Source organism: Psychrobacter sp. CoH-33_TS_01, from assembly GCF_058189395.1.
The window spans coordinates 170,939-195,738 of record NZ_JBVGQI010000001.1 but is presented as its reverse complement, the minus strand read 5'-3'; the positions used below and the strand labels follow the sequence as shown (position 1 = coordinate 195,738).

The 24,800-nt window shown below is 42.3% G+C and carries 23 protein-coding genes; 7 read left to right on the top strand and 16 right to left on the bottom strand.

The window, feature by feature from the left end; genetic code table 11:
- Positions 1 to 115: 115 nt before the first annotated feature.
- The 10 genes from ACZ2XM_RS00815 to ACZ2XM_RS00770 form a co-directional block, all read right to left on the bottom strand.
- Positions 116 to 364 carry a hypothetical protein gene (locus ACZ2XM_RS00815; protein WP_490588054.1) on the bottom strand — a complete coding sequence of 83 codons (249 nt, stop codon included), beginning with the start codon at positions 362 to 364 and terminating at the stop codon, positions 116 to 118.
- A gap of 115 nt (positions 365 to 479) precedes the next feature.
- The gene (locus tag ACZ2XM_RS00810) at positions 480 to 836 is read right to left on the bottom strand and encodes a hemagglutinin repeat-containing protein (RefSeq protein ID WP_490610520.1); all 357 of its coding nucleotides are present in this window, start codon (positions 834 to 836) and stop codon (positions 480 to 482) included.
- A 404-nt stretch (positions 837 to 1,240) separates the two neighbouring features.
- Positions 1,241 to 1,666, bottom strand: coding sequence for an immunity protein YezG family protein (locus tag ACZ2XM_RS00805; RefSeq protein ID WP_490588055.1), 426 nt, complete (start codon positions 1,664 to 1,666; stop codon positions 1,241 to 1,243).
- Between the two features lies 1 nt (position 1,667).
- On the bottom strand, positions 1,668 to 2,063 hold the full coding sequence (locus ACZ2XM_RS00800; RefSeq protein ID WP_490610519.1) for a DNA/RNA non-specific endonuclease: 396 nt from the start codon (positions 2,061 to 2,063) through the stop codon (positions 1,668 to 1,670).
- Between the two features lie 880 nt (positions 2,064 to 2,943).
- Complete coding sequence (locus ACZ2XM_RS00795; RefSeq protein ID WP_490588056.1) at positions 2,944 to 3,453, bottom strand: SMI1/KNR4 family protein; 510 nt, start codon at positions 3,451 to 3,453, stop codon at positions 2,944 to 2,946.
- On the bottom strand, positions 3,453 to 6,152 hold the full coding sequence (locus tag ACZ2XM_RS00790) for a hemagglutinin repeat-containing protein (RefSeq protein WP_490588057.1): 2,700 nt from the start codon (positions 6,150 to 6,152) through the stop codon (positions 3,453 to 3,455). Before ACZ2XM_RS00790 ends, ACZ2XM_RS00795 begins: the two co-directional genes overlap by 1 nt.
- Positions 6,153 to 6,154: 2 nt before the next feature.
- A complete protein-coding gene (locus ACZ2XM_RS00785; protein ID WP_490588058.1) occupies positions 6,155 to 7,066 on the bottom strand; it encodes a hemagglutinin repeat-containing protein in 912 nt (303 codons plus the stop codon).
- A gap of 133 nt (positions 7,067 to 7,199) precedes the next feature.
- On the bottom strand, positions 7,200 to 8,102 hold the full coding sequence (locus ACZ2XM_RS00780; protein WP_490588059.1) for an alpha/beta fold hydrolase: 903 nt from the start codon (positions 8,100 to 8,102) through the stop codon (positions 7,200 to 7,202).
- Between the two features lie 56 nt (positions 8,103 to 8,158).
- Positions 8,159 to 8,710, bottom strand: a complete 552-nt coding sequence (locus tag ACZ2XM_RS00775; protein ID WP_490588060.1) for a PaaI family thioesterase — start codon at positions 8,708 to 8,710, stop codon at positions 8,159 to 8,161.
- Positions 8,711 to 8,777: 67 nt separating this feature from the next.
- On the bottom strand, positions 8,778 to 9,773 hold the full coding sequence (locus tag ACZ2XM_RS00770) for an NADP-dependent oxidoreductase (protein WP_490588061.1): 996 nt from the start codon (positions 9,771 to 9,773) through the stop codon (positions 8,778 to 8,780).
- Between the two features lie 223 nt (positions 9,774 to 9,996).
- Here ACZ2XM_RS00770 and ACZ2XM_RS00765 point away from each other — a divergent pair, with 223 nt between their 5' ends.
- The 5 genes from ACZ2XM_RS00765 (at position 9,997) to ACZ2XM_RS00745 (ending at position 14,080) form a co-directional block, all read left to right on the top strand.
- Positions 9,997 to 10,485, top strand: a complete 489-nt coding sequence (locus ACZ2XM_RS00765; RefSeq protein ID WP_490588062.1) for a monooxygenase family protein — start codon at positions 9,997 to 9,999, stop codon at positions 10,483 to 10,485.
- Between the two features lie 72 nt (positions 10,486 to 10,557).
- Positions 10,558 to 11,415: an alpha/beta fold hydrolase gene (locus ACZ2XM_RS00760; protein WP_490588063.1), complete on the top strand. Its 858-nt coding sequence runs from the start codon at positions 10,558 to 10,560 to the stop codon at positions 11,413 to 11,415.
- A gap of 37 nt (positions 11,416 to 11,452) precedes the next feature.
- Positions 11,453 to 12,313 carry an alpha/beta fold hydrolase gene (locus ACZ2XM_RS00755; protein ID WP_490588064.1) on the top strand — a complete coding sequence of 287 codons (861 nt, stop codon included), beginning with the start codon at positions 11,453 to 11,455 and terminating at the stop codon, positions 12,311 to 12,313.
- Positions 12,314 to 12,370: 57 nt separating this feature from the next.
- Entirely contained in the window at positions 12,371 to 12,727 is a 357-nt protein-coding gene (locus ACZ2XM_RS00750; protein ID WP_490588065.1) for a helicase, read from the top strand.
- A gap of 90 nt (positions 12,728 to 12,817) precedes the next feature.
- Entirely contained in the window at positions 12,818 to 14,080 is a 1,263-nt protein-coding gene (locus tag ACZ2XM_RS00745; RefSeq protein ID WP_490588066.1) for an NADH:flavin oxidoreductase/NADH oxidase family protein, read from the top strand.
- Between the two features lie 67 nt (positions 14,081 to 14,147).
- Here the strand turns inward: ACZ2XM_RS00745 and ACZ2XM_RS00740 are convergent, their stop codons facing one another.
- A complete protein-coding gene (locus ACZ2XM_RS00740) occupies positions 14,148 to 14,597 on the bottom strand; it encodes a winged helix-turn-helix transcriptional regulator (protein ID WP_490588067.1) in 450 nt (149 codons plus the stop codon).
- 185 nt (positions 14,598 to 14,782) lie between these two features.
- Between ACZ2XM_RS00740 and ACZ2XM_RS00735 the strand changes: the two genes are divergently transcribed.
- Positions 14,783 to 15,568 carry an SDR family NAD(P)-dependent oxidoreductase gene (locus ACZ2XM_RS00735; RefSeq protein ID WP_490588068.1) on the top strand — a complete coding sequence of 262 codons (786 nt, stop codon included), beginning with the start codon at positions 14,783 to 14,785 and terminating at the stop codon, positions 15,566 to 15,568.
- Between the two features lie 59 nt (positions 15,569 to 15,627).
- Complete coding sequence (locus tag ACZ2XM_RS00730; protein ID WP_490588069.1) at positions 15,628 to 16,329, top strand: SDR family oxidoreductase; 702 nt, start codon at positions 15,628 to 15,630, stop codon at positions 16,327 to 16,329.
- Positions 16,330 to 16,615: 286 nt separating this feature from the next.
- On the opposite strand, the gene ACZ2XM_RS00725 is transcribed toward ACZ2XM_RS00730, so the two are convergent.
- The 5 genes from ACZ2XM_RS00725 to ACZ2XM_RS00705 form a co-directional block, all read right to left on the bottom strand.
- The gene (locus tag ACZ2XM_RS00725) at positions 16,616 to 17,404 is read right to left on the bottom strand and encodes an enoyl-CoA hydratase-related protein (protein WP_490588070.1); all 789 of its coding nucleotides are present in this window, start codon (positions 17,402 to 17,404) and stop codon (positions 16,616 to 16,618) included.
- Positions 17,405 to 17,501: 97 nt separating this feature from the next.
- On the bottom strand, positions 17,502 to 19,154 hold the full coding sequence (locus ACZ2XM_RS00720) for a BCCT family transporter (protein WP_490588071.1): 1,653 nt from the start codon (positions 19,152 to 19,154) through the stop codon (positions 17,502 to 17,504).
- An 86-nt stretch (positions 19,155 to 19,240) separates the two neighbouring features.
- The gene (locus ACZ2XM_RS00715) at positions 19,241 to 21,748 is read right to left on the bottom strand and encodes a CoA transferase (protein WP_490588072.1); all 2,508 of its coding nucleotides are present in this window, start codon (positions 21,746 to 21,748) and stop codon (positions 19,241 to 19,243) included.
- A gap of 251 nt (positions 21,749 to 21,999) precedes the next feature.
- On the bottom strand, positions 22,000 to 23,490 hold the full coding sequence (locus ACZ2XM_RS00710; RefSeq protein ID WP_490588073.1) for a CoA-acylating methylmalonate-semialdehyde dehydrogenase: 1,491 nt from the start codon (positions 23,488 to 23,490) through the stop codon (positions 22,000 to 22,002).
- A 55-nt stretch (positions 23,491 to 23,545) separates the two neighbouring features.
- Positions 23,546 to 24,736, bottom strand: a complete 1,191-nt coding sequence (locus tag ACZ2XM_RS00705) for an iron-containing alcohol dehydrogenase (protein ID WP_490588074.1) — start codon at positions 24,734 to 24,736, stop codon at positions 23,546 to 23,548.
- Between the last annotated feature and the right edge of the window lie 64 nt (positions 24,737 to 24,800).

The window sequence follows — 24,800 nt, the reverse complement described above, 5'->3', positions numbered from 1 at the left end:
ATAAAAAAAGCTACGAGTCATATAAAGTCGTAGCTTTGCCTAAATTTAAAAATAGTTGATATCTAACTAATAGTCCTTACTATCATTAATATATGATAGTAAATTATCAATTACTTTAAATGTGGTTATTAAATGTTTTCTCAAGCTGATTTTTATACCTTATATCAGATTTATATTTAGAAGATTCTACCCATTTTTCTCTATTGATTGCGATTGAACTTGAAGAAATATCCTCATATCCAGACTCAATGCCACAACAGGGGCAAATCTCGAACATTGGATACTTACCTTCTTCTCCCCAAGGAAAGAAATTAGAATTACTATAACCACAAACTTTACAGGTATTCATATTTCTATTTGACATTGGAATACTCCAAATCAGTGTTAAATTTATGTCCGATGGATTTGGTTTAAAGGCTGCTTTAAGTATTCCATCTTTAGTTTTTCAGCTAATACCTTAGTGACAAGGTTACAAAGAACTACTTTCTAATTTTTATCAACGTTCCGCTTGGAGGATCATTTACAAAATCTATGGTAAATCTATAATAGTCATTCTGTAACTTTAGTTTAAGATACTCATTTTTATGTTTATACCAGAAGCCTGCTTGCGCCGTATATCGCCGCGTGTCTGAGTTAAAGTTAGTTTTACCGCCATTAAGGCAGACGCTAGAGCCCGCACCCAATAGGTCAGCGTCGACAGTAGCGCCTAGATTCCTTTGCTTACCTTCATAAATGGCCGTATCTTTACGACTGATCACTTTCAGATCACCGCCCACTTCACCCGTAAGGTGCTTGGTATTAAGCTCACTGCTATCGAAGCTGACATCATTACCAATGTCAAAGGTGGTAGTACCGCCGACGTTAATGTGGCTATTAAAGGAAAATAAAAAAAGCTATGATGCAGGATACATCATAGCTTTTAGTTTAATCTAGATATTTTTTGAGTATCGCAAGCTCTGTTAAACCTCAGTACTACGCTTCAATTTGACAAATATCACAAAGCAAAAATCTAAGAATCATGGCTTCTACATTTGAGTCTTTCAATGAGCTGGAAATATGTAGGTCATAGGTTATTGTTCTTTAAGGGTTGGGTTTTCGCTTGGTCCTTTGATAAGAACAAATACAGCTTAGTGTTTGAGTAAATAGGTGCTTCAGTATCTTGCGTCGTCATTATGCTAGGTGTTACAAGCTTCCTCCAACCTAAGCGCTAAATCACGAATATAAACAACTTAAAATATGTTTAGTTTTTTGCACTTACACATTTTTTCCATTCCTCTAATGGGATATTGTATTCATCAAGTTCAGTCTGATCTAAATCGCTAATTGCCCTCATATATAAACCAGGCCAACTCTCTTCTTCAGAAATATAAGCAAAATTAATTTTAAAGTTACCTTCTTCATTTAAGATAATTTTAAACTGCGTCCAAGGTTCTTTATCGAAAATTAAACATGTATTCAAATCTTCCATCAGCTTGCTTAAGTCAAAGAAGAGATCATTTGTTATTTCTATATATCTACAACCTTCGATTGTTTCACATAACAACTGAAAGTCTTGATGATCAGAATAAATACGTCCTTTAAAAATAATATTAATGTCTTTTGGAGACATTACCGACCACAGCAACTCACCTAGCTTTTGATAGATAATTTGATCATCTGTTTTCATATCATTTCCCTGTAGCGGTATTTTTTAATTTTTGAGTAAATGGTATACCATCAATTTCTTGTCTGATAATAAACTCTGAAGGACGTTTACTATTCCCATAATATATTGGCTCAATCTTTACTTTTACACTCTTCTCACTATCTAAAGCTTTTTGCCAAACTTGCTCCATCTTATACCATTCTCCACTAGAACCGTTAAATTTTGCGTTCATAGCAACGATATTTATACCCTCTCCAGGACCTCCGAACATAGAGGCAATCAAATGACCCCCATGATCATCATCTAATCTGTCTTTACGTCCCGAAACTCTTTGCTGGTAACCATTCCTAGCGTTTGTATCTAGTGATAGATCTGCTTCAACAGAAGTGACACGTGAATTTTTGTCAGTTTTATATATAAAACCGTTATCTGTCTTAACTATAATAAACCACTCAGGGATTGTCGTAATAACTCAGCATATTAAGTCTTCGATAATCCTGGAGCAGTTCAGTTAAAGTAAAATAAAAAAAAGCTACTATACATAGAGTACAGTAGCTTTTGGAAGTTGCATCATTACTATTGATTATATAAGCTACTATTACAAATCATTATGATATAACACTAAATCAATCAAAAAAATCATACCTTATATAAATATTTTTTATAGTACCTGTTCTTGCTCAACATGAATATATACTAGGTCACCAGAATTGTCATAGTGAGCATAAACTATAAGGTTAGCACCAACGTCTATAAATTTAAATCCTGGTAAAGTTGGTTTTATTCCTGGTATCTTGATAGAAGGAATAGCCTTACTTGGCTGACCTAACAATTTTTCCAATTCTTCTATATTAGAAATATTACTATATTTGTTACTAATGTTTTGTTCTAGCCTAAAATATTGTTCTGAAGGCTGAATATATATTCTATAATCAGATATAGTACTTGTATTATCTGTAGATTGCAGAAAAAACCCTGTTCAGGTAATTTGATAAACTCATCATCCTCTACCTTCGAATATTCTACAATCGGAAATTCAGACTTCAAACTATTTAATGTAGGTATAATAGGTTCGCCAAGAAATTTATTTAGATCTATAATTTATCCCCATATCTTTGAATAATTTTTTATTTGATGTATTTCTGCTTTCGTAGAATGTATTTTTGACTCACTCCAACCTTGCTCTCGCCAAATAGGTTCCCAAGTATCGAGATCTAAATCTTCTGCTTTATAGATTTTTTTGAATCTATATTAATTATCATAATTTCTACTCCAATATAATCTTAAGCAATTAATAGTTATAAGTAATAATCCTCACCATAAGAGTAGAAAAGTTTTTCTAAAAAATAATTTAAAGTAATATTTTTTTCTGTATCTTCCATCCAACTCTCAGGATCTTCTTCTGGACTGAAAATAGAGAAATTCGAATCGTTTTTTAAAGTCATATTAATACCAAGACTATCTCCATTATTTAGATTAGCTCCGATTATTATTAATTTAGGAAAAGGGTTGTTTCTGTTTAAGAAAATGCTATCCATTAGACCTACTATTTCTTCCAACCTATAAAACACAATGCCTAAATCATACTTATCAAAATATAATTTGCAAGCCCCTACCTTAATCAAAAACTCAGCGTAGTGCTTAGGCAACGCACAACCTATATTTTCTTGAAAAAAATCAATATCAGTTTCAGTGTACTTAGCTGTTCGAGTAAAATAATACTCATGACCTGAAGCTATTTGAATGTATTTACCCGAACTTTCATTAATTAATTCATTTATTTTTTCATGAATAGTTGTTGAAATCATTATTTAATCTCCGTTATGATCCCTGGTTTAATACTATAAGGGAGGTTTTCTCTCAACGCTGAGCCAGTACCGTGTATAGTCCCAGTGTGAGGATGCTTGACTGGAACTAAATTCCACCACTCATTTGAACCACCATTTTTTAGTGGTATCGCATGATGTGGTGTTGCTCCTGCTGGCCATACAGATCCTGTTTCATTCTCCCATTGTGAAATTAATTCTCTTTGTTTTGCTTTGGAAAAGCCATTTTTTCTCATCTGTTCCGTTTGTTCCTTAGAACGTTGTTTTACAGTAGATAGCTTGTCGTAAATCATGCCTTTTTGTCTATCACTTATGGGGGTTAATGACCACTTATCAATATCTTTTGAGATATCATTAAAAGAAGCTTTATTTGTAGGTTGAGTTACCACTCCTGTGTCACTTTGCTTAACCTTAGCAGGCTTTACATTCTGACCACTCTCAACTTTTTTAATAATCTGAGAACCTGTAGCTTCACTAGCTTTGCCTTGAGATTTAAGCACATTTACAGCTTCTTGCGACGCTTTTTTCATGCCCTCTACGTCTTCAGCTACCTTAGCTTGTTGATAAGCCTTTTCAGCTTTATGAGCCTTTTGTAACGCATCTCCATATAGTGGAAATAGACCGATTGCAGCAAAAACATAATCACCAGTGTCTTCAGCTTCTTTTACTCCTTTAATGTCGCCAATTACAGGTAAGAAATCTGTTCCTATCAAGATATATTTTTGGTTTTTATTTAAAAACTTGCCAATAGGTCCATTGTTCATCTCCCAGGTTTCTTTCATAAGCTCAGCTTTTGATTGACCGTAAGTCTGAGGTCCACCATCATTATTCTCAGCTGCAACTTTACTTATTTCTGCAGAATTAGCAGCTTCACTAGAATTACCTGTAGTCGCACCAATACCAGCACCAAGTGCACTAACAATACTGCTAACAGTATCCTTTTGCTCAGCGGTTAACTCATTTGTGTCTTTTTCATATAAAAGTTGAGATAATAATGGTGCTGCGGCTTCTGCTGTACCAGCAGATACACCGCCAGTAAGGGCATCATTGCCTGTAGCATAGCTGACGGCAGCCCCTAGTAAAGCATGAGCTAAAATATGACCTGCTTCTTGTCCACCAGTAAGTTTATCATCCTGATTAGCCTCTAAATCTTTGTAATACTGTCCGATTTTAAAAGAGACTGCTGGACTGACAGCTTTAGCGACATAACCTATCGTTCCATTACTGTTAGGTCCATATATTGCACCTGCGACAGCATCAAATAATAATCCTTGATTCACAAGCTTATCTGCTGCCGCAAACTTCTCTTGCGCTGTTTGATAATCTCCAGAATCACTAGCTGCTTCTGCTTCATCTCGCAATGCTTTTTCTTTAGCATTAATCTCAGTCTTTATCTTACGACGCTCTTGATCAAAGGCTTGAGTGATCTGAGTCTGCGCCCCAAGCTCCTCATTGACTCGGGTTTCATCAAACCCATTCTCAAGCGCCCCTGCATACTCCTCTCGATTGTCGGTGGTGATGCCACTGTTACCCGCGATACCTGTAATACCTGCACGGGTGGTACTGCTATCACTGTCGCTATCAGTGCCATAGCCCAAACCATTAGTATTGCCTTGAGGCTTGTTATCCGTCATACCAAGACTGATGCCAACTTGAATAGCATCACCTTCATAATTACTGGTGTTCTCTATATCTCGAGTGGTAATACCGCCTTTGCTGACATAGTTGTTCAGTCCTGCAGCTACCGCAGCATCAGTGGTGGTAATCGCCCCACCAATAAGATCGGTCTTACCATCCACGGTGAGATTAAAGCCACCATCTCCTGTAAAGATACCCGACTGCTGACCCACAGCTTTATAGTCGGCATTGATATCGGTCTTGCCACCATTGACGGATAGGCTTGATCCTGCGCCACCGCCTGCTATGTCGATGTCAGCGCTAAAGCCGATGTTCTTCTGGTCGCTTTCATAGGTGGACGTGTCTTGTAGCGATTCGATGTTGACGTCGCCAAGGATTTGGCCTTGGGCTTTATTGGTATTAATCACACCGCCTTTGATATTGACGTCATTACCAATGTCAAAGGTGGTAGTACCGCCAATGTTAAGTTGGCTGTTGGCATAGGTCACTGAATCGCTGTTGGCATAGCCTTTACCTTTGCTGGCACTGGCGGTGATACCGGCGCTACCTCTAGTATCTGCAAAACCGCCAATCGCGGTGCTTGAGCTTTTGTTGGTGCTACGAGTATTGCTATTTTGTGCCACTCCACTGACATTGAAGTCGTTGTCGGCTTGGAATAGCGCGTTATTGGTGACGTTTAGATTACTCCCATTGACATTAATATTACTATTAGTGCCAGCACCGGTTGCGATGAGCGCTAAGTTATTAGTAGTGATGTTTGAGCCTTGGTTGATCTCAGTGTAGCTACTAGAGTTAGATTGGCTCTTTTGCGAGCCGATAGTGGCTTGTATTCGGGTGTTGCCAAGTCCTTTTAAGCTATCTACATTGACACCACCAACTAGTCCTTTTGCAGCACTAGTAGCCTCTTTAGCTAGTGATCTGGTCTTAAGAGCACCTGCTACTGCAGCCATTCCTTTCATGCGCATGCTATCAGTATTACCGCCAGCATCAACGAGACTATCGATTGCTTTGGCACTGTCAATCAGGCTGTTTGAAACTGACACCGTTAGACCGCTTTGCTTAAACTTCTCTTCGCTTTGATTAGTGTAGACATCTTTGACACTATCGATGTTGATATCTGTTTGGCGCGGACAATAGTGTTGCCACGCTCCGTGGAATTGATGTCTTTGTCGCTATCAGCGCCCATACCAGCAATCAAGTTACTACCTGTCTGCTGATAGCTGCCACCCGCATTAATGATAACGTTGCCGTCAATCGCAGCGATGTTACTGGCAGTATGGGTCAGTGCGGTTTGAGCATTAGTCTCATCAGTTTGCTGCTTACCGATGGTAAAGCCCATGCCGCCATCGGAACCGAACAATCCTGACTTTTTAGTTTGGCTATAAGTGCTTTCGCTAGAGGTGTTTTGCGCCGCTAGGATATCTATGTCGCCACCTGCGGTGAGACTAGTGCCTTTATCACTGATAGCGTTAGTGCCCGTTAGACTTATATTATTGCCGGCTTGAATAGCGACTTGATTGCCTTCAATGTTACTGCTGATGGCACTATCATTTTGGGTATCAAAACGATCCTGAGTGGTCTTTTTACTTAAGAAGCCACTGCTGCTCATTTTATTAGCGGTTGAGAACTCGGAGGTGGCACGCCCCTCTTTAAAGGTAACATCGTTTTTGGCATAAATAGAAGTGTTACCACTATCGCTAGTAAGCGTCGCTGCCGTTCCTGAGACATTTTTAGCTGCAATACCTAAATCGCCATAACTTGAGATACGGCTGCCTATATCTTGGCTTTGACCGTCTATATAGTAATTATTAGCATCACCGATAGCACGAATTTCATTGCCAGTTTTGATAGCGTTAAAGGCGACATCGCCGTCTTTAGAGACGATCTGAGTACTGCCTCCTTGATTGTTTAAAATACCAGCGTTAAAAGTGACACCGTTAGTAGCGTCGATAGCCAAAGTAGTCAGTGCTTTGGTTTGTTTGGCAATTGCGCTTTATTTTATTTATGCCAGTAGCCAATCTGAGCCTAAAGAGGCTCAGTAGCTCAGGCCTTGTGCTCGCGGTTAACCCTAATTTTTTAGCTCACCCCTACTAGGATGCAGGGGTACTGTTGCTGAAGGCCTCCATAATGATAGTCGCACACTGGTCAGGGGCTTCCATGGGCAGCAGATGGCCATTGTCTGACAGCTCAATGAGTCGTTCAGCAGGGACAAGATGTTCCCAGACTTTACGAACTTCATCGCTAATAAACATAGAAGGTTTGCCCACAATAATGGTGTAGGGCAGCTCAAGCGCATTGAGGTCTTTTAAGGCATCATTGACGAAAGGAGTATCAAAGTAGCTCGCCAATTCCTGTGCAGGCGCAAACAATAGACTATAGTTCCCTTGCTCATTTTGCACCAGACTGTACTGGGCAAAGGTATAAAGGTGGTCATCAGCAATACGCTTGAATGGGCGATGGGCTCGTAGATAGTCGTAATAGGCCTCAATACTTTCCCAATCCGTTTGCTTGGCTAACGTACTTTTAAAAGGTTCTTGAGTTATCTTTATCTCATCAGGGGCGGCGTTCATCATCAAGGTCTGTGATTTGGTAAAAGTAACCGGCTCTATCAAATATAACTCTGAGAAGAGCTCTGGGCGTTTGGCCGCAGCAATCGCGGTGGCAGTAGCGCCTTGCGAATGTCCTATCCCAACGATTGGCTTATCCTGTGTTTTTACTAAAAAATCAATCAGCGTATCAGCATCTTCCTCACGGGTGAGCTTTTTCACTGCAGGCAGGTCATGCCAATAACCGCGCATAGCCAGACTAGTGATAGTGAACTGCTCACTAAGTTTGGTTAATAGTGGCAGATAGGTGCCCGTCGTAAAGCCATTGCCACCATAAAAATGCGCAGGAGATAACGTACCTTTTTTAACCTTATCCCCTAAAGAAGACAGGTCATAATAGCGCGCTTTTTTAGCTTCTAAAGGGATGGTACGGTCGAATGTTTGCATAGTATTGGTCTTATGATGAGTGAATAATCGAAACCAGATTTAGTAAAAAGTCGTCATTATCCTGACTGCTTCATATCAAATATTAAGCAAGTCGTCGTGGCATGAGCATATAGCTTGCCATCAGGACCCACAATACGACCCTCAGCCGTGGCGGTTTGCCGGCCCACATGAATAATTTCGGCTTCAGCGCGCACCAACGGGATTGCCTTGGTCAAGGCACGAATCATATTTACTTTAATCTCTAAGGTGGTATAGCCTTTACCAGCGGGTAAGGTTGAGTGAATAGCGCAGCCGACGGCAGAGTCAAGCATGGTGCAAAACCAACCGCCGTGCACGCTGCCTAATGGGTTGTAATGTTTTTCATTTGGCCGACCCTGAAAAATGGCACGACCGTCTTCTATATGAATAGGAATAAAATCTAGCGTTTCGCCAATGGGTGGCGAGGGTAACTCTCCAGCAAAAATCGCATCTAAAAGCGCTTTACCGCTCATGCTGGCCAATTGCGCAGGCGATGTGACCCCTGCAGGGCCTAATTTAGCACGTACTCGCAAATCGTCAGCTTCCCAAGTAGCCATCACCTCTGCAACATCCATTTTTGTAACATCCATTTTATAGTCCTTTATCTTAATGGTTATTTTTCAGACTTAACTTTCTACGGTTATTTTAAGAGAAGTTTCAAAGTAAATTGACCACTACTTTGCCTTTGCTATGACCGTCATTTACATGTTCGATAGCCTGGGTAAAGTCAGCGAAATCATAAACCTGATCCAGCACTGGAATAATTTCTTCTGCTTCTACAAGCTCAGCAATACGGGACAATTGCTCTCCATTTGGCTGCATAAATAAAAAGTGATAGCGAACGCCGAATTTCTTAGCTTTTATTCTAATAGGCAGGCTGAGCATGGGGATAATCTTGCTCATGAGCCAGTTAGCATTAATGGCTTTTGCCATATTCTTATCGGGTTGTCCTGCTATGCTCACTACGATACCGCCACGCTTTAAGACCTGCAGAGACTGCTCTAAAGTGTCGCCGCCTTGCGTATCAAACACCACATCGTAATCAGACAATACATCCGTGAAATTCGTCGTCTTATAATCGATGACGAGGTCTGCCCCTAAGTCTTTTAGCCAATCAGCATTTTTAGCACTTGCTGTTGTGGCCACGTAGGCTCCTAAATGCTTAGCGAGCTGAATAGCAATGGACCCCACACCACCAGAACCGGCATGAATAAGGACTTTCTGTCCACGTTTTAGCTGTGCTATTTCCACGAGCGCTTGCCATGCTGTCAGAGCAACCAAGGGCAAGGCAGCGGCTTGCGTCATAGCAATGTTTTTAGGTTTCAGAGCAACTGAAGTTTCTTTAAGGGTTGTATATTCAGCGAAAGAGCCTTGCTCATCCGTCTTAGCAAAAACCTCATCTCCCACTTTGAATTGCTTAACTTCTGCACCAACCTCGACAATGACTCCTGCTAAATCATTGCCTAAAATAAAAGGAAACTGCACAGGCAAAACAGCTTTAAATTCCCCTTCTACCATGCGTAAATCGAGTGGATTAATACTCACTGCATGACCCTTAACCAAAACTTCATCGCTTTGAATCGTCGGTTTGGGTTGGTCGCCAAATTGAATCTGGTCGAGCTTACCATAGTGATTTATATAAGCGGCTCTCATAATACTTTACCTAAGTGTAATGATCGTAAGTGTGTTTTGAATAATACACGTCTGCGCAAATAAGTCTTACGCAGTCCTATCTTGGCCAATAATAATACAAAAACAGCTTAGTTACTACTAAAAAGATAGTGACATGATTGTTATATTACTATAGTATCTCGTCCATAATCCAGCTGAAATTATCTCTCACTACAATTTAAGTTTATTTATTACCGGGTGACTTATGACTATCAAGCAAGGCCGTTACACGGCAAATTATCCTGATGATTTTATAGTGGTCTTTATTGGGTTTCGTATCAACAAAGTCGCTAAAGTGAGAGAGTGGTTGCCAGTCATGAGAGCGGCAAAATCTATGACTAAAAATGCGCTACAGCTGCCGGGTAAGCCGCTATTAAATTCACAAACTGTCTGGTCACTAGATGATCCTAGGGTGATCTTTCTAATCCAGCATTGGCGCTCTTTTGAGGATCTAATAGCTTGGGCTAATGATAAGAAGCTGGATCATAAACCCGCTATGAAAGCGTTTTTTAAACGTACAGGCTATAACGGCAATGTGGGAATCTGGCATGAGGTCTATAAAGTTTCCGCAGGTCAGTTTGAAACCATCTATGCCAATATGCCAGAAATGAGCATGGCCGCTGCCGGTGTGTACACCTCGCTAAAAGCGTCCTCGAAAGCTGCTGATCGTATGGGAGACCCAAAAGCAAGTTGAGTTCTATACGCGTTGGCTAAACCATCAGCGAGCGTAGATTCCGATATTTTTTACTCTGCAGGAGAAAATACGATGTCAGTACAACAACCTCAATACCAATGGACAACGGTGCCTACTGAATTTATTAACTCAGGTGGTGTCAATTTTGCTTATCGAGAGTATGGTCAGCAAAATGGTGGTACGCCAATCATATTTTTGAACCATTTGGCCGCGGTATTAGATAACTGGGATCCACGAATTATTGACGGTATTGCCAAAACACATCACGTGGTGGTGTTTGATAACCGGGGTGTGGGCGCTACAACGGGTCAACCCGCTGAATCAATAGAGCAGATGGCGGATGACGCAATCACCTTTATTGAAGCAAAAGGATTTAGCAAGGTTGATCTATTTGGTTTTTCTATGGGTGGCATGATTTCACAGGAAATTGTATTAAAAAATCCCAATTTGGTTAGAAAAATGGTCATTTCTGGCACAGGACCTGCTGGCGGAGAAGGCATTGCTAAAGTTAGCAGGATTTCTAATAGAGATTTAGTTCGAGGTTTAATTACCCGTCAAGACCCCAAAGTATTTCTATTTTTCACACGTACTGACAATGGTAAGCGTTCGGCAAAAGCGTTTATTGAGCGTATCAATGAACGCACTGAAAATCTTGACAAAGAAATCACGATTTCCGCATATCGTGCTCAACTTAAAGCATTGAAAAAGTGGGGCAACAAAAACCCTGTGGATCTCTCTGTCATTGAACAGCCTAGTTTGGTCGTCAATGGAGATCATGATCGTATGGTGCCAACACTTAATACTTATGATTTAGCAAAGCGATTGCCCAACAGTCAGTTAATCATATACCCCGATGCTGGACACGGTAGTGTTTTTCAATACCATGAAGATTTCGTCAAACAAACGCTTGTTTTTTTGGCAAAAAATTAATTTTATCTCAATACCTATTATTTAAGGTGTCTCTTGTATGACTACGACTCATTTAACGGCTCCAACGCAGTTTATAGAAGTTGATGGGGCTATCTTTGCTTATCGCAGATGGGGCAATAAAGAAAGCTCAAATCCACCGTTGTTTTTTTTGCAGCATTTCCGTGGCGGTATGGACAATTGGGACCCTCTTATGACGGATGGTATCGCTACCAATCAAGAAGTTATTTTGTTCAACGGTCGCGGCGTCGCTTCCTCAACGGGGACACCCTGCACGCGCATAGAGGCAATGGCCGATGATGCAGCAGCCGTTATTCGTGCGTTGGGTCTCAAGCAGGTCGATGTATTGGGTTTCTCTTTAGGCGGCTTTCAGGCGCAAGATTTGACGCTTCGCCATCCTGAGCTAGTGCGTAAACTGATGCTACTGGGTACAGGGCCACGTGGCGGCAAACCAGGTCATGAAGATAAGGATATTCCTGCCTTAGTCTACAAGCATGCCACGCAGTCTACGCCGACAAAAGACAATTTTTTATTCCTATTCTTTGGCCGCTCAAAAGCAGCTGTTGAAGCCGGTAATCGCTTTTGGGAGCGCCGTCACCAACGCGTTCAGCAAGATCCGCCGAGCTCACCTGCTGTTATGCAAGCGCAAATCGAAGCCAACCTACACTTCTTGCCAAAGCTTGACGATAGTCAGCCTTTCGCCCATCTAGAAAAGATTCTGCAACCCACTTTTATTTTAAATGGGAAAGATGATGTGATGATTCCGACCATTAATTCCTACCATATGGCGCAGCATATTCCCAATGCGCAGTTATTTATTTATCCAGATGCCGGTCATGGGGCACAATTTCAGTATCCTGAACGCTTTTTAAGCCATGCCCTAGTATTTTTGAATGAATAGCTTGGCCTGACGTTAGCATTTGCTCCTTCAATCGCAATCTATTTGGATAAAAACCTCATGTTGAGATTTAAAATTTTACTCTTACTATTAACGACATTAATGCAGCGTGCTATCCGAAAAAATCCTAAGGCTGCCGCACATGCTCAGGGTCAAGAAATAACTTTTCAGATCCAAACGGCTAACGGAGAAGGACGCTATTACATCGTCAAAAACCAACGCATTCGTTCTCATACTGGGATAAGTAATAAAGCGGATTTTACCTTGATCTTTAGCTCGGCTAAAAAAGGGTTTGCAGTGCTGAGTGCTAAAGACAGTACAGGGGCTTTTTTGAGCGCGGTCGGTAGTAAGGATTTAGTTATCAATGGCGATTACGCTGCAGTAATGTGGTTTCAGGGCTTGGTTGCCTATCTTTAATAGCTGGCTTTTTTTAATAGCTAGCTGCCTTTAATAGCAGTTTTTTAAGCCGTTCTATTCCATAGCTGTTCATTTTTTGAGAGATACTGTATGCAAGCCACTCATAGTAACAATAATACCAGTAACAACTTACTCAACCAGCCTTTGCGGCTGCCGAATGGGACGGTTATCAACAATCGCCTTGCCAAAGCTGCGACCAGTGAGACCTTAGCCACTTATAGCAATAATCCCACGCAAGAGCTGGTGACCCTTTATCAGCGTTGGGCCCAGTCTGGCATTGGCATGATCATCACCGGCAATATCATGATAGATCGCCGGGCGCTAGGTGAACCGGGTAATGTGGTTATTGAAGATGAGCGTGATTTGGCTATTTTGCAGCAATGGACGAGCGCAGTAACCTCTCAAGGCTCACTGTTATGGGCACAGCTCAACCACCCGGGTAAGCAGTCTCCCAAGGGGCTTAATGAGCGTAATATATCGGCCTCTGCAGTGCCCTTTAGTAAGGACACGCAATCCATGTTTGCAACGCCTGAAGCGGCAACAGAAACTGAGATTTTCGACATCATCGAACGCTTTGGTCGCAGCGCCGCTATCTGTCAAAAGGCAGGCTTTAGTGGGGTACAGATTCATGCGGCTCATGGCTACTTACTCAGTCAGTTTTTATCTCCGCATCATAATATTCGTCAGGATGCTTGGGGCGGTAGTCCTGCCAAACGCCGCCGTTTACTGCTAGAGATTTATCAAGAAATACGCCGCCAAGTCGGCCCCGATTATCCTATTGCGCTCAAATTAAATTCGGCTGACTTTCAAAAAGGCGGATTCACTGAAGCTGAGTCCTTAGCAGTCATCGAAGCGCTGGCCACAGCGGGTATTGATCTGATTGAAATCTCTGGTGGTACTTATGAGACCGGGGTGGCAAAAGCACAAAAATCATCAACCGTCGCCCGCGAAGCGTTCTTTCTGGAATTCGCCGAGCAGGTACGGGAGCGAGTGAGTACGCCATTGATGGTCACGGGTGGTTTTAAAAGTTACCACGGTATGAATAACGCCTTGGCTTCAGGCGCGTTAGACATGGTGGGTATTGGCAGACTAATGACGATTGACCCCGATGCGCCTAAGTATTTATTGCAAGGTCAGGATAGCCGACAGACCGTCAAGCCGATCAAAGTAGGTATTAAGCTGATTGATAATCTGGGGGTGATGGATGTGTTCTGGTATAGCGGGCAGATCAAACGAATCGCTCGTGGACAGGCCCCTAAACCGAATGAGAGTGCTTTGCGCGCCTTTATCAGGATGGTGCTCAGAAATGGTTGGGGCACGATGGCGACTAAGCGCTTACGGGCAAAATCTTAACCTTTTAGTACAAACGCCCTATCTTAATGGTACGAAATCTTAACTGGGCCTGATCCAAACACGCCTTTTAAGTCTGTCTGCGGATAGCGCGTTTGCCAATTTCAATCCCAGTAACTTGATCAATGACTACCGGTTCAATCTCAATGCCAGTCTCCGCATCGACCAAGACCGGCATTTGTAGTGGGTCAGCGCAAGCCTTGTGTTTACGGCCCCAAGCTCCTAGCACCAATAATACGGGCAATATATCTTGGCCCGCCGTCGTCAGTAGATATTCTTCACGCGGTGGGTGCTGTGAGTAGCGTTGTTTTTCCAACAGCCCTTCTGCAACTAAAGTCGTTAAGCGCTTGGTTAGCATTGACGGCGCGATGCCCAAACTGCTACGAAAATCATCAAATCGAGTTAAGCCCATATGTGCATCTCGCAAGATAAGTAGGCACCAAGTATCGCCAAATACCGACAGGCTACGCGCTATAGGACAGTTGGCTAAGCTGGGGTTATCTAAAGGCATTTTAGCCATAATTATCACTATCATTGTCTAAGTTTTAGGGTGCCATTATACCGCAAAATACTAGAAATATCGGTATTTGATGGTGACAATGCTTAAAAACTGAGTTGCACAACGCTTACTATCTTTTTGATAAACCTAAAATTTTTACCAAAAATATTTTTCAATGACACATTTAACTTACAGAGAATCCCACTATGACAACCCATAAAGTATCTACCGTTCTTATCACTGGCGCTTCTAGCGGCTTTGGTGAAGAATTTGCCAAAGAGTATGCTAAGCGTGGCCACCGTCTAATACTCGTAGCCCGCCGCAAAGAACGCTTGGAGACCTTGGCGCAAAGCCTACGCAAACAGCACAATGTTGAAGTAATAGTTGAACCTGTGGATCTATCTGATATTACTGAGATTACCAAACTACACTCACGTCTAAATGATCAAAGCATAGCCGTCGATATTTTGATTAACAACGCAGGGCATGGTTTGCAAGGTGAGTTTTTGGAAAGTGAGTTGGAATCAGCTTTGTCTATGATTCAATTGGATATCGCTAGCCTGACAGCCATGACGCATTTATTTGGTGCGGATATGAAAAAGCGTAAGCAGGGACAGATTTTGCAAATATCCAGTATCTTGGCTTTCCAAGGTGTAGAAAATTTTGCCGTTTACTCAGCCGCAAAAGCCTATGTATTGCGCTTTGGAGAGGCCTTGCATCGTGAGTTTAAACCCCACAATGTGACGGTCACCACTTTGTGTCCAGGACTGAGTGACACCGGCTTTGTCGATGCAGCGCAGCAGCGTCTCACACCCGCCATGCGCATGATGATGATGAAAACGCCCCCTGTGGTTAAGGCTGGGATTAGCGCGTTAGACGCTGGACACATGAGTGTCGTGGCAGGTTTAGCTAATAAGTTCACTGCAATGTTTTTTTGGGCAACACCGCGTAGGCTACACCAAGCTGTGCTTTCTCGCATTATGAATGGGTAATAGACCTCTTTAAACTTCAAATAAATCAAGAGTATTGCAATTTAAAATAGGACAGAATAATGAAAATAGAAAACTCAGTCGTACTGATCACTGGCGCCAATCGTGGTATCGGACTTGAATTTGCAAAAGCTGCTTTAGCAAGGGGGGCGAAGAAAGTATATGCAGCGGCGAGAAATCCAGAAAGCATTCCCCTTACTGGCGTAGAAAAAATCAAGTTAGACGTTACCAATCAAGAAGATATAGCCGCTTTGTCGCAAAATTATCCAGATATTAATGTTGTCATTAATAATGCTGGCATTGGTATTCCAGACAGTGTGTTATCTGACGACGTTATTGCCAGCGCAACGGCTCATTTTGATACCAATGTCTTTGGTTTATTACGAGTCGTTAAAGCGCTAGAACCGGCTTTAAAACAAAACGCAGGGGCAGCCGCGCTGAATGTCCTGTCACTGGGAAGCTGGGTTAGTAATGATGTATTGGCAACTTATAGCGCCAGTAAGTCAGCCGCTTGGTCAATTACCAATACCCAACGTATCGCCTTGAGACCTTATGATGTGCAAGTTTCTGGGCTACATATGGGGTTTGTAGATACGGATTTAACGGCTGGTATTGAAGATGAAAAGTCTTCACCTGCAGACATTGTCAAAATAGCACTAAATGAATTAGAAGCAGGGACTGAAGAAATCATTGCTGATGAGATGACCAAGATGATCAAAGCCTCGCTAAGTACCTCTACCCCCGCGTATTTAGCTGTTAATTAGCCTTTTCTACTATCTTATAATCCTGATTTAACCCCATTGAAAAGCAATGGGCATAGGCAAAATCTCTACGTCATGGATGGATGGATGGAGAATAATTTATCTAAGACTGTTTCGTGATATAGGAGGTGCTAATTTTATTCTGGTTCGACTGTATCTACGAAAACTCTAACTAGTAAAGCCCTAAAAAATAAAAACCTTTTAACCCTATATTAGCCATAGGTTTAAAAGGTTTTTTGCATTTGAAATTTGGCTTAACCGTTCAGCGCCCGTCTAAATAGTATTAGAGTTATTTAAAACTAGGCTTACGTTTTTCCATAAAAGCGTTGACGCCTTCGATCATATTTTTCGTCTCAAATAGCTGAGCCCACTGTTCGGCTTCTATCTCTAACCCCTTGTCTAAGGTGGTCTCAATTCCTTGATTGATGGCGATGAGAGTCGCTTTTACAGACTCTGTGCTTTTATTGAGAGCAATAGATTCAGCAAATTTTTTAGTTTCCTCCATTAATTCCGTAAGGGGCACTGATTTATTAACGAGACCGATTTTTTCAGCTTCTTGACCACCAATGAAATTACCAATAAGGATAAGCTCTATGGCTTTGGCCTTATTGATTAGACGGGTAAGACGTTGCGTCCCACCGAAACCAGGGATTAAACCTAGGTTTAACTCTGGCTGACCTAATTTGGCTTCGTTAGCAGCAATACGTAAATGGCAACTCATAGCCAGTTCTAAGCCACCACCTAGACAAGCACCATTAATAGCAGCAATCACAGGCTTGGTAGACGACTCAATTGTGTTCATAACCGCTTGAGCATCTTGTGATAATTTTTTACCTTTTTGGGCATCATTAAAAGCTTCAGTAAACTCTGCAATATCTGCACCGGCAACAAACATCTTGCCTTGGCCTGTTATGACAATAACTCTGATGTCTTGGTCTGCTATTGCCTGCTTGAAGCATTCGGCCAATCCATTGAGTGTCTTTGTACTTAAGGTATTAACAGGTGGGTTATTGATGGTTATATAGCCCACACCATTTTCTGAATTAAAATCGATATTAGCAAATTCTTGGGTTTTCATAGCGTTTTTCACTCCGTTTAGAGGGTCGTACTACAGTGTATGTTGGTAAGGCTCATTATGAATATCATGAGCCTTACCTCTGGGATGTTGCTATAAGTTATTCATCATCGGGCGTATTTAACTGAGTTGTGTTAGCTTGACTGGTATCGTAAAGAATCGCTTTAACCAAGGAAACTCCCATTAACACCATGACAAAACTAAATGGCAAGGCGCCAATAACCATAGCCGTTTTAATGGCACCTAATCCGCCACTTATGAGTAATACGCCAACTACTAAGGCCAGAATAGTGCCCCAAAATATAATATGTGGACGGCCTTTTGGGCCTTCGTTACCACCTGAGTTAATAGTATTAATAACTAAAATAGCTGAATCTAGAGTGGTGACTAAATATGTCAATAGTAAGACCAAGACTAAAATTGCCATGGCCCAAGCAAAGTCTGAAGATAGCATCACATCCAGCATTGCTAACAATTGCGCTTCTTGGCCCACTCCTGAAATAGCATCTCCTGCCGCTCCATTGAGAGTTAAATCAATCGCTGTGCCACCTACTACTGAGAACCAAATAAAACACATTAAGGAAGGTAGAATCACAGTGCCAAATAGATAAGTACGGATGCTACGACCTCGTGAAATACGAGCAAAGAAGACACCGACAAAGGGACCAAAGGCAATCCACCATGCCCAATAAAACACGGACCAATCTTTTTGCCAGGTGGCAAGGGTGTCGCCAACGGGTGTACCATCAGGCTGCCAAACCGTAAACAATAGGTCAGGAAGCGCTACGACATAGTCAAACAGGCCTAAAACAAAAGCTTGTAAGCCAAAGAAAGTCGAACCGAATATTAAGAAAAATGCAAAAAGAATAAGACTTAAACCCATATTGATATTAGACAGCCATTTCACGCCTTTACCGACCCCAGAAAGAGCTGATAGGGTGGCAACACCAACGATAACTAGCAGAGCAACGACAATAGCTGCAGTGGACGACTTGCCATCCGCATTTAGTAACCACTCCCCCATCCCAACCCGGTACATGCTAGAGACGAATTGCTCAACTCCAAAACCTAAGGTTTGGGCTACTCCTAAAATAGTGGCAATAACAGCGATAATATCGATGGTATTCCCGAGCTTACCTGAGAGCTTTTGACCAAATAATGGCGCTAGCCCTGAACGAATGGTAAGAGGTAACTTACGGCGAAAAGAAAAGTACGCCATGGATAATCCGACTAATGAATAGCAAATCCAGGCACTGAACCCCCAATGTAGAAACGCCCATTTATATGCAAATCGTACATTATCCGCAGAAGAGGCCGTAGCCAAACCCTGAATGACTTCAGGATTATTGGCAAAATGATACATAGGCTCTGCTGTCGCAAAGGTCAACATACCAACACCGATACCTGCACCAAAAATCATGGAAAACCATGAAAAGTTGGAGAACTCAGGCTTATCACCTTGATCTCCTAAAACTAACTTTCCGTAGCGTGGAATAACCGCCAGAATAAAAGCTAAAATTAAGAAAAAGGCTACCGACAAGATATACCAGGTCGAAAAATGATTTAGTAAGAAATTATTGATGGAATTTAATATAGAAATTGAATTTTCGGGCGATATTACTGCCCAAACAATGAGCATACCAAGTAAGATTTTGGCGGTAATCGTAACGTCTTTATTGAAGCCCTCATAAAAACCTCTAGCGGCGACTTTAATGGGTAGTCTAGTTAAAGGTTTTTTATTGTTAAATCTCATGGCTAATCCTTTAGATAGCTGGTTTGACGTTTAAGTGAGTATAAAGTTTCACAATCCTTTGATTAACTTGAACCCAACCATTGTGGTTAACTCGGTAAATACTCATCACTCCAACTATCGCTCAAGTCGCCACTGGCAATACTCGCCTCAATTTCCGCCTCACTATAGCCGAGCTCTAGCATTATTTGACGAGTTGATTTACCAAATTTTTCAGGTAGAGAAGGCGCATATACGATGCTATTCAATGGCCGAACCGCATAGGGATCAAGCTGAATAACTTTGTGGCCACTTGGATGGTTTTCATAAATAGAGAATGAATAGCTGCTACGATTAGTCCCTGGTGTACCATCCGCTATACGACCGTATTCAGCACGTAAGGCATTAATATCATCACAAACCACAGCAGCAATATCAGCAGCGTTTAAGCGCTCTACCAATTCATGAGCAGGATATTTTTGAAAAGTATTAGCTAAGAAGGCCGCACGCTCATCTTTTGCCAACTGACTAAAACCTTCTAAGCCCTCAACATTGTCAAAGTTTTTCACATCGACTTCATAAGCGCTTAACAACAAATAATTCCCTGACGAAGTGTAGTAAAAGCGCGTCAATTCATCATGGCCGTTAGCTTGACGTCCTGAAGGCTCATCAAACAACCCTCGCTTTTCGAAGTCATAGCAATATGGAATTTGCAGTAAGGCACTGTTCGCTACTAATGAAGTACGACCACGTCCAATAAGTCCTGTGCGATATTTTTGATATAGAGCCACGCCAATACTCATGGCGCCACCAAAGCCGCACATGACATCAATGGTACCAACGTGGGCATGTTCTTCAGGAGTATCCATAGCTCCTCCGCAACGCAACATGATGCCCGTAGACGCCTGTACCACATCGTCATAGCCTATGAAGTCACTACAGGGACCTTTACGCACACCACTAAAACAATCTAGCTTGCAGAATATAGCCTCAGGATTTAAGGCTTTTAAACCTTCAGCATCTAAGCCTATTTTCTTAATTTGTGTGTCTGTCGCATTCCAAACAATAACGTCGACTGAACGAACTAACTTCTCAAATACTTCGCGTCCTTTACCCTTGCTAATATCAGCCAATATTGAGCGCTTGCCTGCCATTTGCGACATGCCGTAAATGACGGTATTCCAACTGTCGTACAAGGGGGTAGCGGGATCAAGCTTGATGACTTCTGCCCCAAAACGGGCTAAATAACAGGCCGAATGCGGCCCAGCAATCACATTACACAGATCAAGTACTCTGATACCTTCTAGCCAACCACGCTGTTTATTCGTAGTGCTGACGGCAGGTAATTTAGTTTCAATATTTTTCAAACGGGTTAATACACTATCAAAGTCAATAGGTTGCGGTGGTTGCGGGTGCAACATGAGCTCACCACATTCTTCTAACCAAACAATCGGGCCTGGCTGAATCATCTTGCCATAAGTGGTATCTTCGACTTCAATCATTAGTCCTGCAGTTTCAGCATGATCATCATGAATCCATTCCTGTAACCAGCGCTGCGGTGCGCCAGGAATACCACGTCTCCCAAAAATCTTTTGCCACTCTTTTGAAGTACGCTTTAAAAAAGCTACTTTCATTTTCTCAGCAATACGATCGGCCCAAAATTTTGGCATGGGATAAACACCTAGCGATGTATCCGACTGCCATTGACTAGAAGGTAAATAAGTGTTTTCCTCTTCTGTCAGTCCTTCCTCAATCAATTCATCGTATAACCCTAGTACTTCTAAGCAACGCTTAGCATGATGTTTGTGACTGGGACAGACCACGTAAAACATACGGCCGTCTTTACACATATAACTGCGGTAAAAAGGATCCAGCAACTCTTGCAATTCTTCGTAGTCCATATTCATTGGAATACCTTCAACGCGACGGCGTTGGATTTCAACTTCACGTTGGGTCAAATAACGTTTAGGTAAATTTGCAATCTCTATTGAGTTGTAGCAGAGGCCTTCCATCACAGCAGCGGCAAGAGGCACTTCAATAGCATCCCCAACGCCACTTTTTTCGCGAGCTTGTAGAGCAAAAACTACAGAAGAACCTGCCAACATTGCGCCATACGCAGAAGGCAGTGGTAGAGGGGAGAATGATGGATTAATACCCATTAATACGCGGTTTAAACCCATATCAGTGAAGACACCTGAACTCGCTGATACAATACTTTCGTAGGCGCGTAGCTCACGGCGTTTTTCATCAGTTGATGCAAATCCAGGGATTGACAGAGTAATCAGCTGCGGATGTTCGGCCCGTAATGCGACCAAATCTAATCCCATTTCTGCCATTTTTCCGGGGCGAAAGCCTTCGATAACGATATCGCTTTCTAATATTAACTTTTTAGCCTGTGCCAAGCCTTCAGCAGTTTTAAGGTCGAGCTTTAGCATTAGTTTATTGCGGTTTAATACAGCGTTAGCTGGACTATCCCACTTGGGACCTGAGGGTGGATCCACGTGAACTACGGTTGCACCTAAGTCACCCAGCATCATGCCTACAGCAGGACCAGCAATATATTGACCAAAGTCGATGACTTTGACACCTGTTAGCGGTAATCCAAAATTTTCTCGCATAGCTATCCATCCTTAGAATTTTATCGTAACACTATGAAAAATTAGATTTGAATGAGAGGCGACAGCATAGATGTAGCTATCGAATATAATGAGCCTCCCTTCACATTTATATCTGAGTCCGAAATATAAACGGATCAATTACACGGTATCGAGGTATGCATGGCAGTATTCGATACCGTGTAATCGGGTTCTATTGCACAAATCCTAGAAAGGAGCTGCTTATAAAAAGTGTGTTCGTGAAAAGCAGAGTGTTACGTTGGCATTGAGAACTGCTTCTCTTCTCTTGACACAGCGCTAGGCCATCTTTGTGTAACAGTTTTACGGCGTGTAAAGAATCTCACACCATCTGGTCCATACATGGCTAAGTCACCAAATAATGATCTTTTCCAGCCACCAAAGCTTTGTGATGCGATAGGAACGGGTAGCGGGATATTGACCCCAACCATCCCTACTTCGATGTTATCGATAAAGTAACGAGCCGCTTCACCGTCTCTTGTATAGATACAAGTGCCATTACCGTATTCATGGTCGTTGATAAGTTGTACCGCTTCGGCCATGGTCTGCACACGCATAACCTGTAGCACAGGACCAAAAATTTCTGCTTCGTAACTGTGCATATCTTTGGTGACACGATCAATCAAAGTAGGCCCAACGAAGAATCCGTTTTCATGGCCTCCTGGTGCCGCATCAGAGCCATCGATAACCAGTTCCGCACCTTGATCGGCAGCACTTTTAATATGCTGTAATATTTTGGATTTATGTGCTTCAGTAATAACAGGACCAAAGTCATTGTTTTTATCTGAGTGATTGCCTATTTTTAGCTCTTTAATTGCAGGCTTTAGTGCAGCAATCATCTTGTCAGCAGTCTCATCACCTACTGCTACTGCAACAGACAGAGCCATACAACGCTCTCCTGATGAGCCGAAAGCTGCCCCTAATAATGAAGTGACCACATTGTCTAAGTCCGCATCAGGCATGACAATCGCATGATTCTTTGCACCGCCTAAAGCCTGGCAACGCTTACCTTGTGCGGCTGCTGTCGTATAGATATATTCAGCAATAGGGGTCGAACCTACAAAGCTGACAGCCTTGACATCTGGATGATGGAGGATGGCATCGACCGCTTCTTTGCCACCATTTACTACATTGATAACACCATCAGGTACGCCAGCTTGCTGTAAGAGCTGGGCAATGAATAGTGTGGCACTTGGATCACGTTCGGAAGGCTTTAAAACAAAGGTATTCCCACATACTATCGCCATTGGAAACATCCAAAGCGGCACCATCACAGGGAAGTTAAAGGGAGTAATTCCCGCTACAACTCCTAGAGGATGAAACTCACTCCACGAGTCGATATTGGGACCCGCATTGCGACTGTGTTCGCCTTTCAGTAGTTCAGGAGCACCGCAAGCATACTCAACATTCTCGATACCGCGCTGTAGTTCACCTGCAGCATCATGAACAATTTTTCCATGCTCCTCGCCAATGAGTCTGCAAATCTCATCAGCATTTTGCTCTAATAGCTCTTTGAATTTAAACATGACTCTAGCGCGTTTCATCGGAGGCGTTTTGCTCCACGCTGGAAAAGCAGCTTTAGCAGCAGCGACTGCCTCAGCGATAGTTTTTTCACCACCCAAAGCGACGTGTTTGCTGATGTCGCCCGTTGATGGGTTATAAACTGCTTGAGTTTGGCTTTCATCACTTACCATGTTGCCGTTAATAAAATGGCCGATAGTTTGCATAATACTTTCCTTAGTAAATTAAATAAGAAGTGGCTTGATATAAAAGATGAAGGCTTCAGCTTGGTTCGCAGCCCACTTCACTACTGTCGTCCCACAGTAAGCTATAAAGCTGAATCATCTCTTCTAGAGTAGGTATTCGAGGGTTGTTATTAGGAGAACCTGATGCGAAAGCTTGTTCACACATAGTATCGATGAGTGCATCAAAATCAGATTTTTGTACGCCAAATTCAGCTAGTGTGGGAACCTTTAATTCTTTATTCAGGGTTTTTAGATAGCTCAACAAACGGTTATTTGCTTGCTCATCTGTTTCGCTGTAATCCGATAACCCTAAGGCACGCGCGCAGTCAGCATAACGGTCGGGTGCACTTGATATGCCGAATTCGGTAATGGTAGGTAGTAACATGGCATTCGATAAACCATGCGGAACATGAAAAAAGGCACCAATTGGACGGCTCATACCATGTACTAGGGCTACAGAGGAGTTGCAGAATGCAATACCTGCTAATGTAGAGCCGAGCATCATAGCCTCACGGGCGGCTACATCTTTACCATCGTGATAAGCGGTTTGCAGATTGGGGCCAATTAATCGTAAGGCTGCTAGGGCTTGTTGGTCACTGTAAGCATTACGTTTGGGGCTGATGTACGCTTCAATAGCATGAGTCATTGCATCGATGCCCGTATCTGCTGTCGTACGTGGCGGTACGCTGATAGTGAAACTGTAATCGATAATAGCTGCGATAGGCATGAATCCCATCCCAACACACAACAGCTTTTCGTTATTGGCTTCATCAGTAATGATTGTGAAACGTGTCACTTCCGAACCTGTACCAGCGGTGGTCGGTATAGCGATAATGGGTAGACCCGTCTCATCCACTTGGCGAGGAAACTTATAGTCACGGATAACACCGCCAAACTTACCCAAAATTGAAATAGCTTTAGCACTATCGATAGGACTGCCACCACCTAATGCAATTAGACCATCGTAATCCTGAGCTTTTACTTGGGCAACGCCTGCACTAATAGAGCTTTCAGTGGGTTCTGGTACCGTATCAGAAAACACGTCAACATTAATTTGCGCGTCTTTTAAAACAGCCTTTATATCATCGACATAGCCAAGTTTAACCATCATCTCATCAGTGATAATAAGTGGTTTTTTTACCCCTAAACTTTCTAGTATTTGCGGTAGCTTTTGGCAAGCATCACGTCCAATCTCCATAGTTCTTGGTAGAAGGATACTGTGTGACATAGTGATTCATCCTTGAATTGATGACTCCAGATAGAAGCTTAGTTAGCAGCTCAATCGTAGAGCG